Annotated in this window: 12 protein-coding genes and 1 riboswitch; of the genes, 1 reads left to right on the top strand and 11 read right to left on the bottom strand. The window is 70.2% G+C overall.

Annotated features, from left to right (window positions below):
• Nucleotides 1–29 precede the first annotated feature (29 nt).
• Nucleotides 30–2,555, top strand: coding sequence for an ABC transporter permease (locus QFZ58_RS22330; RefSeq protein WP_307126676.1), 2,526 nt, complete (start codon nt 30–32; stop codon nt 2,553–2,555).
• A gap of 62 nt (nt 2,556–2,617) precedes the next feature.
• Here the strand turns inward: QFZ58_RS22330 and QFZ58_RS22325 are convergent, their stop codons facing one another.
• The 11 genes from QFZ58_RS22325 to QFZ58_RS22275 form a co-directional block, all read right to left on the bottom strand.
• On the bottom strand, nt 2,618–3,922 hold the full coding sequence (locus QFZ58_RS22325; RefSeq protein WP_307126675.1) for a cyclopropane-fatty-acyl-phospholipid synthase family protein: 1,305 nt from the start codon (nt 3,920–3,922) through the stop codon (nt 2,618–2,620).
• Between the two features lie 253 nt (nt 3,923–4,175).
• Nucleotides 4,176–5,561 (bottom strand): NAD(P)/FAD-dependent oxidoreductase, encoded by a 1,386-nt coding sequence (locus QFZ58_RS22320; RefSeq protein ID WP_307126674.1) that lies wholly within the window; start codon nt 5,559–5,561, stop codon nt 4,176–4,178.
• A gap of 448 nt (nt 5,562–6,009) precedes the next feature.
• Nucleotides 6,010–6,951 carry a Ppx/GppA phosphatase family protein gene (locus QFZ58_RS22315; RefSeq protein ID WP_307126673.1) on the bottom strand — a complete coding sequence of 314 codons (942 nt, stop codon included), beginning with the start codon at nt 6,949–6,951 and terminating at the stop codon, nt 6,010–6,012.
• Nucleotides 6,948–7,535 carry a DUF501 domain-containing protein gene (locus QFZ58_RS22310; protein WP_307128953.1) on the bottom strand — a complete coding sequence of 196 codons (588 nt, stop codon included), beginning with the start codon at nt 7,533–7,535 and terminating at the stop codon, nt 6,948–6,950. Before QFZ58_RS22310 ends, QFZ58_RS22315 begins: the two co-directional genes overlap by 4 nt.
• Nucleotides 7,536–7,617: 82 nt before the next feature.
• Nucleotides 7,618–8,088, bottom strand: a complete 471-nt coding sequence (locus QFZ58_RS22305; RefSeq protein WP_307126672.1) for a septum formation initiator family protein — start codon at nt 8,086–8,088, stop codon at nt 7,618–7,620.
• 101 nt (nt 8,089–8,189) lie between these two features.
• Complete coding sequence (gene eno / locus QFZ58_RS22300; RefSeq protein WP_250290848.1) at nt 8,190–9,476, bottom strand: phosphopyruvate hydratase; 1,287 nt, start codon at nt 9,474–9,476, stop codon at nt 8,190–8,192.
• Between the two features lie 399 nt (nt 9,477–9,875).
• Complete coding sequence (locus tag QFZ58_RS22295; protein ID WP_307126671.1) at nt 9,876–10,574, bottom strand: transglycosylase family protein; 699 nt, start codon at nt 10,572–10,574, stop codon at nt 9,876–9,878.
• Nucleotides 10,575–10,743, bottom strand: a riboswitch (cyclic di-AMP (ydaO/yuaA leader).
• 290 nt (nt 10,744–11,033) lie between these two features.
• Complete coding sequence (locus QFZ58_RS22290) at nt 11,034–12,074, bottom strand: transglycosylase family protein (RefSeq protein WP_307126670.1); 1,041 nt, start codon at nt 12,072–12,074, stop codon at nt 11,034–11,036.
• A gap of 105 nt (nt 12,075–12,179) precedes the next feature.
• Nucleotides 12,180–13,571: a cytochrome P450 gene (locus QFZ58_RS22285; RefSeq protein WP_307126669.1), complete on the bottom strand. Its 1,392-nt coding sequence runs from the start codon at nt 13,569–13,571 to the stop codon at nt 12,180–12,182.
• The gene (locus QFZ58_RS22280) at nt 13,568–14,554 is read right to left on the bottom strand and encodes a nucleoside triphosphate pyrophosphohydrolase (protein WP_307126668.1); all 987 of its coding nucleotides are present in this window, start codon (nt 14,552–14,554) and stop codon (nt 13,568–13,570) included. The genes QFZ58_RS22285 and QFZ58_RS22280 overlap by 4 nt, the downstream gene beginning before the upstream one ends.
• A gap of 96 nt (nt 14,555–14,650) precedes the next feature.
• A complete protein-coding gene (locus QFZ58_RS22275; protein WP_307126667.1) occupies nt 14,651–15,103 on the bottom strand; it encodes a hypothetical protein in 453 nt (150 codons plus the stop codon).
• Nucleotides 15,104–15,118 lie beyond the last annotated feature (15 nt).

The raw sequence follows: 15,118 nt of genomic DNA, 5'->3' as shown, positions 1-15,118 counted from the left end.
CTACCGAACTCCTCCCGGGAATACACGACATGCTCCGTACCGCCGTGCGCAACGTCCTCGCGCACAAGGCCAGGCTGCTGATGACCGTGCTCGCCGTGATGCTCGGCGTCGCCTTCGTCTCCGGCACGCTGGTCTTCACCGACACCCTCGGCCACGCCTTCCGCAACCAGTCCGCCAAGAGCTACGACGACGTCGCCGTGGCCGTCACCACCTGGGCCGAGCGCGGCGACGAGGAGTCGGCTTCCATCGACGAGGCCACGCTCGGGAAGATCCGGGCCCTCGACGGCGTGGCCGAGGCCACCGGACGGGTCTCCGGATTCGCCGGCGTCGCCGACCCCGACGGCAAGCTCATCGGCGACGGCTGGTCCAACACCGGCTCCAACTTCTCCCCCGGCGCCGGCGGCGAGGACGCGCAGTACGCGTTCACCGAGGGCACGGGACCGGTGAGGGACGGCCAGGTCGCCCTCGACAAGGAGACCGCGAGCAAGGGCAGGTACCGGGTGGGCGACCCGGTGCGGGTCGCCACGAACGGGCCGGTGAAGGAGTACACCCTCTCCGGTGTCTTCACCACCGAGGACGGCGCCGTGAACGCGGGCGGCAGCCTCGTCCTCTTCGACACCGAGGTCGCGCAGCGGCTCTACCTGCGCCCCGGCGAGTTCAAGGACGTCACCGTGACCGCCGCGGCCGGCGCGTCCGACCAGCGGCTGCTGGACGCGGTGAAGCCCCTCCTCCCGAAGGACGCCGAGGCCAAGACGGGCGCGGCCCTCGCGGACGAGGAGGCCGAGATGACCGAGAACGGTCTCAAGAACCTCAACCAGATGCTGCTGGCCTTCGCGGCCATCGCGCTCTTCGTCGGCGTCTTCCTGATCGCCAACACGTTCACCATGCTCATCGCCCAGCGCACCAAGGAACTCGCCCTCATGCGCGCCGTCGGCGCCTCCCGCCGGCAGGTCAAGCGGGCAGTCCTGCTCGAAGCCGGTGTGGTCGGCCTGATCGCCTCGGTGATCGGCCTGCTGCTCGGCATCGGCCTCGCCACCGGCCTGCGCTCCGCGATGGGCATGTTCGGCGGGAAGATCCCTGCCGGGCCCCTGGTCGTCTCCCCCACCGCCGTCCTCTCGGCGTTCGCCGTCGGCGTGCTGATCACCGTGTGCGCCGCCTGGCTGCCGGCCCGTCGCGCCGCCAAGATCCCGCCGGTCGCGGCGATGAGCAGTGTCCACGCGGTGGCCACCACCAAGTCGCTCGTCCTGCGCAACTCGATCGGCGGGGTGCTCACCCTGCTCGGGTCCGCGGCGGTCGTCTTCGGTTCCACCCAGGGCTCGGACGGCAAGGTGACCATCGGCGGCGGGGCCTTCCTCGCCCTGATCGGTGTCATCGTCCTGATCCCGCTGCTCTCCCGTCCGGTGATCGCCCTGGTGCGTCCGCTGCTGCGGAAGCTGTTCGGGGTCTCCGGCAAGCTGGCCGCGCAGAACGCGGTCCGCAACCCGCGCCGTACCGGTGCCACCGCCTCCGCGCTGGCGATCGGGCTCACCCTCGTCACGGGCATTTCGGTGCTGGGTGTCACGCTCGGCCAGGCCGTGGACAAGATGACCACGGACAACATCCGCGCCGACTACATGGTCTCGATGGCCGGCGGGGGCTCGCTGGACGAGTCCGCCCTCACCGCCCTGCGCAAGGCCGACGGCGTCGCCGCGGCCTCCCCCCAGCGGGCCGTCTGGCTGACCGTCGGTGAGGCCGGGGTCTCGGCCTCCGGAGTCACCCCGGGCGACGTCGAGAAGGTCTTCGACCTGAAGACGGTCTCCGGCTCGCTCTCCTCGCTGAAGGACGGCGAGATCGCCGTCGACCGCAAGACCGCGGAGTCGCACGGCTGGAAGACCGGCGACGCCGTCCCCGTGACGTTCCAGGACGAGAAGAAGGAGACCCTGAAGGTCGGCGCCCTCTACGAGGGCAACGAGTTCCTCTCCCCGGTCCTGGTCCCCGAGGACGTCGTCGACCCGCACGAGAGCGTCGCCGACATCCGTGAGGTGTGGCTGACCATGGACGGCGGCCAGACCGACGCCAACGAGCAGGCCGTGGTCGACGCACTCGGCGACAACCCTGCGATGAGCGTCATGGACCGCCAGGGCATCCGGGACATGTTCGGCGGATTCGTGAACACGGCGCTGAACATCATGTACGCGCTCCTGGCGATGGCCCTGGTCATCGCGGTCCTCGGGGTCGTCAACACTCTGGCCATGTCCGTCTTCGAACGCCAGCAGGAGATCGGCATGCTGCGGGCGATCGGCCTGGACCGGCGCAAGGTCAAGCGCATGATCCGGCTGGAGGCCGTGGTCATCTCGCTCTTCGGAGCGGTGGTCGGTGTCGCCCTCGGTACGTTCCTCGGCTGGGCGATCGGGAAGGCCCTGTCCTCCTCCATCCCGGGCTACGCCCTGGTCATCCCGTGGGACCGGCTCGCGCTCTTCCTGGTGCTGGCAGGGCTCGTGGGTGTGCTGGCCTCGCTGTGGCCGGCCCGCAGCGGCGCGAAGCTGAACATGCTGACCGCGATCAAGACGGAGTAGACGACAGACGAATTGAGGGCCGGCATCCGCACCGCGGGTGCCGGCCCTCGTGCGTTCCCGGCTCAGCCGGCCGCCGACGCCGTCCAGGCGCGGGCTCGCAGCGGCATACCCGCCGGGCCGCCCTCCTGCGGACGCACCGCGAGGATCTGGTTGACGCCGATCTTGTTGCGCTCGAAGGAGAGGGCCGAGGCGGCCATGTAGAGCCGCCAGACCCGCGCGCGTCCGGGCGAGGTGACCCTGACCGCCTCCTGCCAGTGCTGCTCCAGGTTGGCCACCCACTGACGCAGGGTCAGTGCGTAGTGCTCACGGAGGGCTTCGACGTCCCGCGCCTCGAAGCCTGCCTCCTCGAGGGTGGCCACCGTGCGGCCCACGGGAGCGAGCTCCCCGTCCGGGAAGACGTACGCGTCGATGAACTCGTCGATGCGGTACGCCGACTCGTCCTTCTCGGGGCGGCGGGCGATCTGGTGGTTCAGCAGCCGGCCACCGGGCTTCAGGAGTGCGTAGAGGTCGTCGGCGTACTCGCGGAAGCGGACCGAGCCGACGTGCTCGGCCATGCCGATCGAGGAGATGGCGTCGTACGGACCGTCCCTGACGTCCCGGTAGTCCTGGACGCGGATCTCGATCCGGTCGGTGAGGCCCTCCTCGGCGATGCGCTTGCGGGCGAAGGCCGCCTGTTCGGTGGAGAGGGTGACACCGGTGACCCGGGCGCCGTACTCGCGGGCCGCGTGGATGGCCATGGAGCCCCAGCCGCAGCCGACGTCGAGGAGGCGGTCGTCCTCCTTCAGCGCGAGCTTGCGGCAGACCAGGTCGAGCTTGTCGCGCTGGGCGTCCTCGAGCGTGCCACCGTCCTGCCAGTAGGCGCAGGAGTAGACCATGGAGGGGCCGAGGACCAGTTCGTAGAACTCGTTGCCCACGTCGTAGTGGTGGCTGATCGCCTCCTTGTCGCGGCGCTTGGTGTGCAGCGCACCGGAACGGCGGCGGACCTCCTCGGCCGGCGGGGGCGGCGGCGGCCAGGGCCCGGCCAGCTGCACGAGACCACGGGCGAAGGCGCGCACCTTCGGGTCCCGCACGGGGTGGACGGAGTCCTTCGCGTCGGCACCGCGCTCCCACAGGAGGGCGGCCAGATGTCCCAGGGCCGCGTAGAGATCGCCGTCGATGTCGATCTCCCCGGCCACCCAGGCACGGGCCAGACCGAGCTCGCCCGGCTTCCAGAGCAGCCGGCGCAGGGCGCGGCGGTGGCGCAGGACGAGAACGGGGGCACCCGGCGGCCCCGATTCGCTGCCGTCCCAGGCCCGGATCCGAACCGGCAGGGGTTCTCCGAGCAACTCTTCGGCGAGAGCGGTCAGCCGCGACGCGGCGTCTGCCATGGCGTACACCTCCGTGGTGGTGTTCCCAACGTGCCTAAATTCGCATATACGCACCCGAACCGGGCCGCGACACCTCGGGGCGACGGTGAGGTACACCTGACTCAACGCCGCCCGGTACGGCGGCCTTCCCGTGCCGGTGCAACGGAACGGCAAAATACCTGCATACGCCATACAGTTCGGCCGGCCAACGGAAACGCCGAAGGGACCGTCCGCACCACGGATGGCGGACGGTCCCTTCGGTGTCGTGCGCGTGCTAGGAGGCCTTGGCCTTCTCGCCCTCGGCCTTGGCGGCGACCGGCGCGGGGCTGGGCTTGGCGGCCTCGTAGAACTCCTCGCGCGGAGTCTCCATGGCGCCGAGCGAGACGACCTCGCGCTTCAGGAACATCGCCAGGGTCCAGTCGGCGAAGATCCGGATCTTGCGGTTCCAGGTCGGCATCGCCATGCCGTGGTAGCCGCGGTGCATGTACCAGGCGAGACGGCCCTTGAGCTTGATCTTCACCTTGCCCATGACGATCATCGCGACGCCCTTGTGCAGGCCGAGACCGGCGACCGCACCCTTGTTGGCGTGGCTGTACTCCTTCTGCGGGAAGCCCCGCATGCCGGAGATGACGTTGTCACCGAGGACCTTGGCCTGGCGCAGCGCGTGCTGGGCGTTCGGCGGGCACCAGGCGTTGGGGTTGCCGGCCCGGCGGCCGACCATGTCCGGCACCTGGGCGTTGTCGCCCGCGGCCCAGATGTAGTCCGTGCCCTGCACCTGGAGCTTCTCGGAGGTGTCCACGTGGCCGCGGGGGCCGAGCGGCAGACCGAAGCGGGCCAGCGCCGGGTTCGGCTTCACGCCGGCCGTCCACACGATCGTGCTGGAGTCGACCTCGAGGCCGTTCTTCAGCACCACGTGACCGTCGACGCAGGAGTCCATCGAGGTGGAGAGGTAGATCTCCACGCCGCGGCTCTCCAGGTGCTCCTTGCCGTACGCGCCCAGCTTCGGGCCGACCTCGGGAAGGATCCTGTCGGCGGCGTCGACCAGGATGAAGCGCATGTCCTCGCGCTTCACGCTGGTGTAGTACTTGGCCGCGTCGCGCGCCATGTCCTCGACCTCACCGATGGTCTCCGCGCCGGCGAAACCGCCGCCCACGAAGACGAAGGTCAACGCCTTGCGGCGGACTTCCTCATCGGTCGTCGAGTCAGCCTTGTCCAGCTGCTCGAGGACGTGGTTGCGCAGGCCGATGGACTCCTCGATGCCCTTCATGCCGATGCCCTGCTCGGCGAGGCCGGGGATCGGGAAGGTGCGGGAGACCGCGCCCATCGCGATGACCAGGTAGTCGAAGGGCAGCTCGTAGGCCTCGCCGACGAGCGGCGCGACCGTGGCGACCTTGCGGTCCTGATCGATGGTCGTGACACGACCGGTGAGCACCTCGGCCTTGGGCAGCACGCGTCGCAGCGGGACGACGACATGCCGAGGCGAGATGCTGCCGGCAGCAGCTTCGGGGAGGAAGGGCTGGTACGTCATGTACGAGCGAGGGTCGACGACCGTGACGGTCGCCTCCCCGTACCGCATCTTCTTAAGAATGCGACGAGCTGCGTACAGGCCTACGTACCCACCGCCTACAACGAGGATCCTGGGACGCTCCGTGGTGCTCATGCCATCGAGTATCCACCCCCCTGGGGGGGCATGCTCGTGAGCCCCTTCACAAGGTATGCGCCACCCTCTGCTACACTTCGCCGCCCACGTGACCCAGGTCATGGCGCCGCCGGGGAACCACTCGGTACACGCGGACGTTGTTCACCGCCTGTGAGCTGGCCCTTGATCCCTCGAACGCGGCGAACCACCGGTCCACGACACCCCCGCGCCACACCCCCGTAACGTCCACGCGACCCCGGCGGGCGACCCCGGGAGCGACCCACACGGCCCCACGGCGGCAGAACTTCACCCAAGGGGACCGATTTCCTTGTGAAGAAGTTCACGAAGTTGGTCGCGGCGCCTCGCGAAAGGCCTCTCCGGACCGGCACGGAGAGGCCTCGAACAGCTCAAAGGTGCAGGCGGGAATGCGTATGAGCGCATCCTCACCGCTCCCTGTGCCCCGCGGTGATCAGGCTGCCGACCAGGCGATGCCGTCAAGGATGTCGTGTTCGCTGACGACGACCTCCCGGGCTCCGGTCCGCTCCATGACAGCGAGCAGGACCAGCGCTCCGGAGGCGATCACATCGACCCGTCCGGGATGCATCGCGGGAATCGCCGCGCGCTCCTCGTGCGTCGAGGCCACCAGCCTGGCGGTGATCTCCCGCACCTGGGATGCGGAGATCCTGGAGTGGTGGATCGCCTCGGAGTCGTACTCCGGCAGGCCGAGGGCGATCGCGGCGAGGGTGGTGACCGTGCCCGCCAGTCCGACGAGGGTGGCCGCCTCGGCGAGCGGCACCGTCTCCCCCGCCAGGTCCAGCGCGGCGTCGATGTCCGCCCGGATCGCTTCGACCCGTTCGGGCGTGGGCGGGTCGACGACCGCGCCGTCCCGCACCAGGTGACGTTCGGTCATGCGCACGCAGCCGATGTCCACGGACCGGGCCGCACGGACCTCGTCGTCACCGACGACGAACTCGGTGGAGCCGCCGCCGATGTCCACGACGAGGTAAGGCTTCTCCAGGTGGTCGCTGCCCGCGAGTTCCCTGGTGGCACCGTCGAAGGAGAGCTGCGCCTCCTGGTCGCCGCTGATGACCTCGGGCTCGACGCCCAGGATGTCCAGGACGCCCCGGACGAACGTCTCGCTGTTCTCTGCGTCACGGGAGGCGGAGGTGGCGACGAACCGGATCTCCTCCGCGCCGAGCTCCTTGATCGCCGAGGCGTACTCCCGGCAGGCGGCGAAGGTGCGCTCCAGCGCCTCGGGGTCCAGCCGCCCGGTGCGGTCGACACCCTGACCGAGCCGGACGATCCGCATCCGGCGGTCGAGCTCGGTGAACGAGCCGGTGGCCGGGTCGAGATCCGCGACCAGCAGGCGGATGGAGTTGGTACCGCAGTCGACGGCGGCGACGCGGGTCACCGCCCTGCCCCCTCGCCGGGCTCGCCGGCTGCCCGCCCCTCGTCCGTGCTCCCGCTCTCGTCCGCAGCGGCGCACGGCGACACACAGGGGCCCTTCGCCCACCACTGCGGAAGCATCGCGATCGCCTCGTCGCCCAGCGGGTTCACCCCGGGCCCCGCCGCCAGCGAATGACCGACCAGCACGTGCAGGCACTTCACCCGGTCCGGCATGCCGCCCGCGCTCGGGAAGCCCTCCAGGACCTCGATGGCGTCCCGGCGCGCGATGTAGTCCTCGTGCGCCGCGCGGTACGCGGCGGCCAGCTCCGGGTCCGTCGTGAGCCGCTCGGTCATCTCCTTCATGACCCCGTTGGCCTCCAGCGTGCCGATCGCGGACGCGGCACGCGGACAGGTCAGGTAATACGTCGTCGGGAACGGCGTGCCGTCCTCCAGACGGGGCTGCGTCTCGACCACGTCCGGATTGCCGCACGGGCAGCGGTGCGCGATGGCGCGCAGCCCACGGGGCGGCCGGCCGAGCTGCTGCTCGAACGCGGCGATGTCCGCAGCGGTGGGTGTGGTGGATTCGGTCTGCGGAGGGGGCGTGTCCATGCCTGCCTTGAATGTCATCGGTCGGTCTGTGTGTATCGGTGTGCGTACGGGGACGTGTTCAGGGCCGCGTACGCGCACGGGGTCATTCGCGGTCCGCGCTGTCGACGCCGTCCCAGAGGTTGGAGTGCCAGGGCCGGCCCGTCGCACCGGGTTCGCCTCGGCGGACCTCGGCCGCGTCCGGGTCGATCACGGTGTAACCGGTCTCCCCGGGCATGACGTAGTGGAGGTGCTCACGCGCGAGACGGCGGATGTACGCGTCGTCCTTCAGCCGCGCCTTCTCGTCCCGCAGCTCCTCGGTCCGCTCGTGCGCCTCCCGCGACAGCCTCTCCTGCTCGGCGATCTCGTCGCGCTGGGAGATGTACTGGCGCATCGGGTACGCGAGGGCGACCACCAGGGAACAGACGATCAGCGCCAGGAACGCCGCCCGGCCGGTGAGGCGGGAGCGGCGGGCCTGACGCCGGTTCTGGGAGCGGTAGACGCGGGCCGCCGTCTGCTCACCGAGCAGCCTCAGCCTGGTCGTGGTGGAGAACCGGTCGCGGTCCTTCCCGGCCATCTCTCACGCTCCCCGTTACGCACGTCCGTCCCCGCACACGGTACGGGACCGAGTGCGGGGACGGACGGAGGCTGGTGCGCCGAGGTCCTGCCGAAGGGCTGTCAGCCCTCGAAACGGAACCGCGGGAACGCCGAACGGCCCGCGTACACCGCGGCGTCGTCGAGGATCTCCTCGATGCGCAGCAGCTGGTTGTACTTGGCGACACGGTCCGAGCGGGCCGGTGCGCCGGTCTTGATCTGGCCGCAGTTCACCGCGACGGCGAGGTCGGCGATGGTGACGTCCTCGGTCTCACCGGAGCGGTGGGACATCATGCACTTGAAGCCGTTGCGCTGCGCGAGCTCGACGGCGTCCAGGGTCTCGGTCAGCGAACCGATCTGGTTGACCTTCACGAGCAGGGCGTTGGCCGAGCCCTCCTCGATGCCACGGGCGAGGCGCTCGGGGTTGGTGACGAAGAGGTCGTCGCCGACGATCTGCACCTTGGAGCCCAGCTTGTCGGTGATGACCTTCCAGCCGGCCCAGTCGTCCTCGTACAGCGGGTCCTCGATGGAGACCAGCGGGTACGCGGAGACGAGCTCCTCGTAGTACTCGGTCATCTCGGCGGCCGAGCGGGACTTGCCCTCGAACTCGTAGACGCCGTCCTTGTAGAACTCGGACGCGGCGACGTCCAGCGCGAGCGCGATGTCGCGGCCGGGGACGTAACCGGCCTCCTTGACGGCCTCGAGGATGAGGTCGAGGGCGGCGCGGTTGGACTCGAGGTTCGGCGCGAAGCCGCCCTCGTCACCGAGACCGGTGGACAGGCCCTTGGTCTTCAGGACCTTCTTCAGCGTGTGGTAGATCTCCGCGCCCCAGCGCAGGGCCTCGGAGAAGGATTCGGCGCCGATCGGCGCGATCATGAACTCCTGGATGTCCACGTTGGAGTCGGCGTGCGAACCGCCGTTCAGGATGTTCATCATCGGGACGGGCAGCAGGTGCGCGTTCGGGCCGCCGAGGTAACGGAACAGCGGGAGGTCCGAGGCCTCGGACGCGGCGTGCGCGACGGCGAGCGAGACGCCGAGGATGGCGTTGGCGCCGAGCGAGCCCTTGTTCTCGGTGGCGTCCAGGTCGAACATCGCCTGGTCGATGAGGCGCTGCTCGGTGGCGTCGTAACCGACGAGCTCCGGGCCGATCTGCTCGATCACGGCGAGGACGGCCTTCTCGACGCCCTTGCCGTGGTAACGGTTGGGGTCGCCGTCGCGAAGCTCGATGGCCTCGAACGCGCCGGTGGAGGCGCCGGACGGAACGGCAGCACGGCCCGTGCTGCCGTCGTCGAGGCCAACCTCGACCTCGACCGTGGGGTTGCCCCGGGAGTCGAGGATTTCCCTGGCTACGACGACGTCGATGGACGGCACGAGGCATCTCCTTCTGGGATATGACACTGGTTGTGCAGGGTCACTGTGGCCTTGCGATACGAGCCTAACCGGCCCGGCCCGCTCCGTCGGCCGACCGCCCGTCCCCTGGGACGAAAAAGGACCCAACAGCCTGCATTCCGGGCAAAGCTCCAGAAATCTACTGGTCAGTAACTACAAAGGTTGAACACTCACCTGCAACTCGGCCTCTCGGCCGACACCCCCTGCGCCCCCTCACGCACCCTCGCGCACACCGCCTCCGTACCCCGTCGGCTGATCCCCTGAGGCTCCGTGAACACACCCCCGGCCCGGCGCACACGGGGGGTGTGGGCGCGCCGGGCCGGGTAGCGTTTCGGGTGCCGCCGGACACCCTTCGTCCTGGGAGGGAGGAAGACCCCGGGACTACTTCAGGTGGAGCTGCTGACCCGGGAAGATCAGGTCGGCGTTCTCGACGATGTCGTCGTTGAGCGTGAACAGCTTGTGCCAGCCGCCCTTGACGTCCTTCGCCTTGGCGATCTTGCTGAGGGTGTCGCCCGCCTTCACCTTGTATTCGCCGTCACCCTTCTTGACCTTGTCGCCGGTCGGGGTGGTGACGGTCTTCTCCGCCTTGGGAGCCGTGCGCGTCTCGCTGCGCGTGGTGGGCTGCTCGGCCTTGCGCTCCGGCGCGGCCTGCGGGGCCGTGTCGCCGTTCTTGGCGGAGCCGGTGTCGACGCCCGGGTCCACACCGTCGTTCGTCAGGCCACCGGCACCGGCGCAGGCCCAGGCACCCGGGCCCTGCAGGGCGAGAAGCTTCTCGGCGGTGGCTATCTGCTGGCCCTTGGTGGCCAGGTCGGCACGGGCGGCGTACTGCGTACCGCCGGCGGCGGCCCAGCTGGACGCCGAGAACTGCAGTCCGCCGTAGTAACCGTTGCCGGTGTTGATGGACCAGTTGCCACCGGACTCGCACTGCGCGACGGCGTCCCACGTGGAGACGGACGCGGCGGAGGCGCCCGTCGCACCCATCAGCGGGACGGCGACGGCGGCACCGGCCACACCGGCCAGGGTGGCGACACGGACGGCCTTGGACGGGCGGCGGTGCTTGCCCTTGCTGGAAAGCAGCATGGTTCTCCTCACCGACGCCTACGAGGTGAGCTGTCGGGTTCGGGCTGTGAGTCGCCCGGTCGCCCGCTGTCGCAGGCGACTTCACCCCTAGCCGGTCCTCGCCGTCTCTCGACGGCCGGGCACGGCACTTACCTGGGTCCCCCGCTCCTGCCTACGGCGCTTTACGCGTCGGTCCCCTTCGTCCGACGGCAGGATTCGGCGTGACGGTCGAAGGTGCCCGCGGTGCGAGCGGTTACGACCGTAAACACAGGCAACCCCGACATTCAAAGATGGACATAACGGCTAATCAGCCCTTACCGCCCTGGGGAGGTCGGCCGTTTCCGCAGGTCGGAGCGGATGCGGGCGGACCGGACGGGCGCAGCCCGCCAGTTGAAGCAAAGAGACCCATGTCTCACTTACGCATAAGTGGACATAGGCCTCTGAACTACCCTCGCTTTCGGGGTGTTTTCACACTTTTGATCAGCTGCCGGCAGGCGCTTCCACGCCGGTCTCCGCACCGGTCTCCGCACCGTTCTCCGCGCCCGTCGAGGCGGAGGCCGCCCCTCCCTGGAGACCCAGGTCGAGGCTCTGGCCCGGAAGGATCAGGTCGGGGTCGGAGCCCAGCTCGGTCTTGTTGGCCTCGTAGAGCGCGGGCCAGCCGCCGGGCAGCTCCTGGGTGTCGGCGATCGCCCACAGGTTGTCGCCCTCGCGGACGGTGTACGTGCCGTCCGTGCCCGCCTCCGCGCCCTTGCGCGCCTCGGCGCCACCGCGCGAGGCGTGCCGGCCGGACTCGCGGGCGCTCTCCGCGTCCGCCTCCGCACTCGCCTCGGGGGCCGGGATGCCGCGGTGCTTGCCACCCGTCGCGTCCTCGCCCCGCGCCGCTCCGGAGGCCTCGGGCGAGGGGGTGGTGGAGGGTGACGAGGACTCCGGAGTGCCGGTTCCGGTGGGTGTGCCGGCGTCGGCGGCCTTGTCGCCCTTCCCGCCCTTGTCACTCGTGCCGCTCTTACCGCCCGCGGCGGCGCCGTCCTTCGCGTCCGCCTCGTCCGCCCCGGCCGACGCTTCGGGCGAGGACGTGTCCGAGGGGCTCGCAGAGTCCGACGGCTCGGCGCTCGGGTCGCCGCCCGGGTCGACGCCCGGCAGCGAATCGTCCATCGCCAGGCCGGAGATCACCGCACAGCTGGCCCAGGCCTGCGGCCCCTTGGCGTCCAGGACCTTCTCGGCGACCGCGATCTGCTGCGAGCGGCTGGCGAGGTCGGCCCGCGCGGCGTACGCCGAACCGCCGTAGGCCGACCAGGTGTCCTGCGAGAACTGCAGGCCGCCGTAGTAGCCGTTGCCGAGGTCGGCGCTCCACATGCCACCGCTCTCGCACTCGGCGACCCGGTCCCAGGTCGACGCCTCGGCGGCGTTCGCGCCGGCCGCGCCGAGCAGCGGGATGGCGATGGCCGATCCCGTCACGCCTGCGGCGACGACGATGGCGGGTGCCTGACGAGGGCGACGGTGTCTGCCGTTCGCGGAGCCCATGGGATTGCCTTCCGTGTGACTGACATGTGACGGGTGAGTCGAACGGTGAACCTAGCCGCACTCGAACGTGTGTCACAAGTCGATGCAGCGGAGATCACGTGAAGGTCACGGAGTTGACGGCGTGTCACTTGCGGCGCCCCTTTGTCCGGGATCGAACTCAACGGGGAGAGTGCGCAGTCCCCGCATGATGAGCCCGCCACGCCACCTCACCTCGTCGGCTTCCGCAGCCAGTCGCAGGTCAGGAAGGCGCCTCAGCAGCGTGGCCAGCGCCGTCCGTCCCTCCAGACGGGCCAGCGGCGCCCCCAGGCAGTAGTGGATGCCGTGGCCGTATCCGAGGTGCTGATTGTCACTCCGTGCGAGGTCCAGGGTGTCCGCATCCTGGAAACGCTCCGGGTCCCGGTCCGCGGCGGCCAGCACCACGAGGACAGGGTCCCCCACCGCGATGTCCTGGCCTCCCAGCGTCACGGGCTCGGTGGCATAGCGCCAGGTGGCGAGCTCCACCGGACCGTCGTATCGCAGCAGTTCCTCGATGCCCGTGGCCAGCAGGCCGTCCTCCCCCTCGGCGAGCGAGCGCTGCAACCGTCCGCGCTGTTCCGGGTTGCGCAGCAGGGCGTACGTGCCGTTCCCGATCAGGTTGACGGTCGTCTCGAAACCGGCGAAGAGAAGGATGAAGGCCATGGCCGCGGCCTCGTTCTCGGTGAGGTGCTCACCGTGGTCGCTCGCCCGGATCAGCCCCGAGATCAGGTCGTCGCCGGGATTCTCCCTTTTACGGTGGATGAGTTCGGCGAGGTACCCGCGCATCTTCTTGACCGACCTGGCCACCCCGCCGCGTGGGCCGCCGCCGTGGCGGATCATCATGCCCGCCCAGTCCCGGAAGTCGTCCTGGTCCTCCGGGGGGACTCCCAGCAGGTCGCAGATCGCGTAGATGGGGAGCGGGAAGGCGAAGTCGTGGATGAGGTCCGCCTTGCCCTCCTCGATGAAGGAGTCGATGAGCCTGTCCGTCAGCTCCTGCACGCGGGGCGCGAACTCGGCGACCCGGCGCGGCGTGAACGCCTTGGAGACGAGCCGGCGCAGCCGCGTGTGGTCCGGCGGGTCGATGTTGAGCAGATGTGTCATCAGCTCCGCCTTGCGCTCCCCCGGGATGCCCGTCTTCCCCTTGGCCTGCGCCGACCCGGCGTGGTGTGCCGGGTTCTTGGAGAGCCGGGCGTCGGCGAGGGCCTGCTTGGCGTCCGCGTACCGGGTGACCAGCCAGGCCTCGACCCCGCTGGGCAGGGTGGTGCGGTGCACGGGGCTGTGCTCGCGGAGCCAGGCGTAGGCGGGGTACGGGTCGGTCGCGAACTCCCAGGTGAAGAGTTCGGGGGCGTCGGCGGGCGCCGGGTGGCGGGCGGGGCACTCGGTGGGAGGGCCGGTGGGGGTGTCGGCCGGAGGGCCGGTGGGGGTGTCGGCCGGAGGGCCGGCGGGGGTGTCGGCGGGACTGTCGGCGGGGCTGTCGTTCACCCCTCGACGGTATCCGCAGCCGCCCCGTGGCCCTCCGCCGCCCGGATCGCGTCCCGGTAGGTACGCGCGGCGGCCCGCAGCGCGGCCTCCGGGTCGCTGCCGTCCTGTTCTGCCCGCACCGCGAGGGCGAGGAGCCGGTAGCCGATGCCGTCGCCCTCGGGGAGCGCCACGTCCAGCCCGGCGGTACGCACCCGGCCGGCCAGCTTCGCCGCGAGGGCCAGGCCGGGCTGGCCGAGCGGCACCCCGTCGGTGACCGAGTCACGCTGCTTCTCGATCGCCTTGGTCCGCAGCCAGTGGGCGTGCACGTCCTCCGGGGTCTCGGCGGTCTCGTCACCGAAGACGTGCGGATGGCGGTGGATCAGCTTCTCCACGATCGTGCCTGCCACATCGTCGATCGCGAACGGCTCGTCCGGGTCCTCCTGGGCGATCCGGGCGTGGAAGACCACTTGGAGCAGTACGTCCCCGAGCTCCTCGCGCAGCTCGTCCCGGTCGCCGTCCTCGATCGCCTCGACCAGCTCGTACGCCTCCTCGATGGCGTACTTCGCGAGGCCCTTGTGCGTCTTCTGCGAGGACCACGGGCATTCGAGCCTGATCCGGTCCATGACCTGCACCAGATCGAGGAGGCGCGCTCCCGGCAGGTCGTAGGAACCGGGCAGGAGCTCCAGGTCCGGCATCTGCACCCGGCCGGAACCACCGAGCCGGGCCAGCCCGTCGGTGAGCGGCTGATTGCCCTCGCCGCCCACCAGCACCACCACGGTCCGCCCGCCCGCGCAGGCGTCCACGAGCTCCTCGGCCGAGGGCGCCGTGTGCTCGACGGCGACCCCTGCCTCCCTCAGGTACGGGAGCTGCGGGTGGTCCGCCTCGGCACACAGCACGCGGTCGGCGGCGTGCAACGTCTGCCAGGCGGGCCAGGACAGCAGCCCCGGCGCGACCCGGTGGCTGGCGGTGAGCAGGACGATGCGGCCGGATGCTTCAGCGTTCACACCCCGAACCTACCCCGGCCGTCGCGTGAGGCGTCCCGGGTCCGTCCGCCCGACGCCCGTACCGAGGCCCGCCGCCCCCGGGCGCCCGCACCGGCTCTATGCCGCTACGGCCGACACCACGGGTATCAGCTGTGCCACCGCGTCCAGTTCCTTGCCACCGCCGACCCGCGGGAAGAACAGTCGCAGAGCACCGCTCTCCCGCGCCTCGTCGACGAGGTCGAACGAGTACTTCATGAGGCCCCGCTTGACCTCGGTCCGCGTCAGGTTCTCGAGCGGAAGGACGCCCACGAGCCGGTCCGGTTTCGCGAACGCCTGGTTCGCCTGGAACAGGAACAGGCGCTCTCCGGTCACCGCGAGGTACATCGGCTGCGGCGCCATGGCCATCGTCATCGCGCCGCCGGTCAGGATCGCCGCGGCAACCCCCATCGCCAGGTTCTTCTTGAGCGAAATCTCGCTCAGATTCACCAGCGCGGTCGCCTCGACCTGCTCACCGGGCTCCAGCAGCACCGCAACGGCAACCAGCAGCGCCCGACGTCGTCTCGCGTTCACAACACATCCCTGAGA

The sequence above is a fragment of the Streptomyces sp. B1I3 genome (genome assembly GCF_030816615.1).
GTDB lineage: Bacteria > Actinomycetota > Actinomycetes > Streptomycetales > Streptomycetaceae > Streptomyces.
The sequence above is the reverse complement of the archived record's forward strand: the minus strand, read 5'-3'. Positions and strand labels throughout refer to the sequence as shown.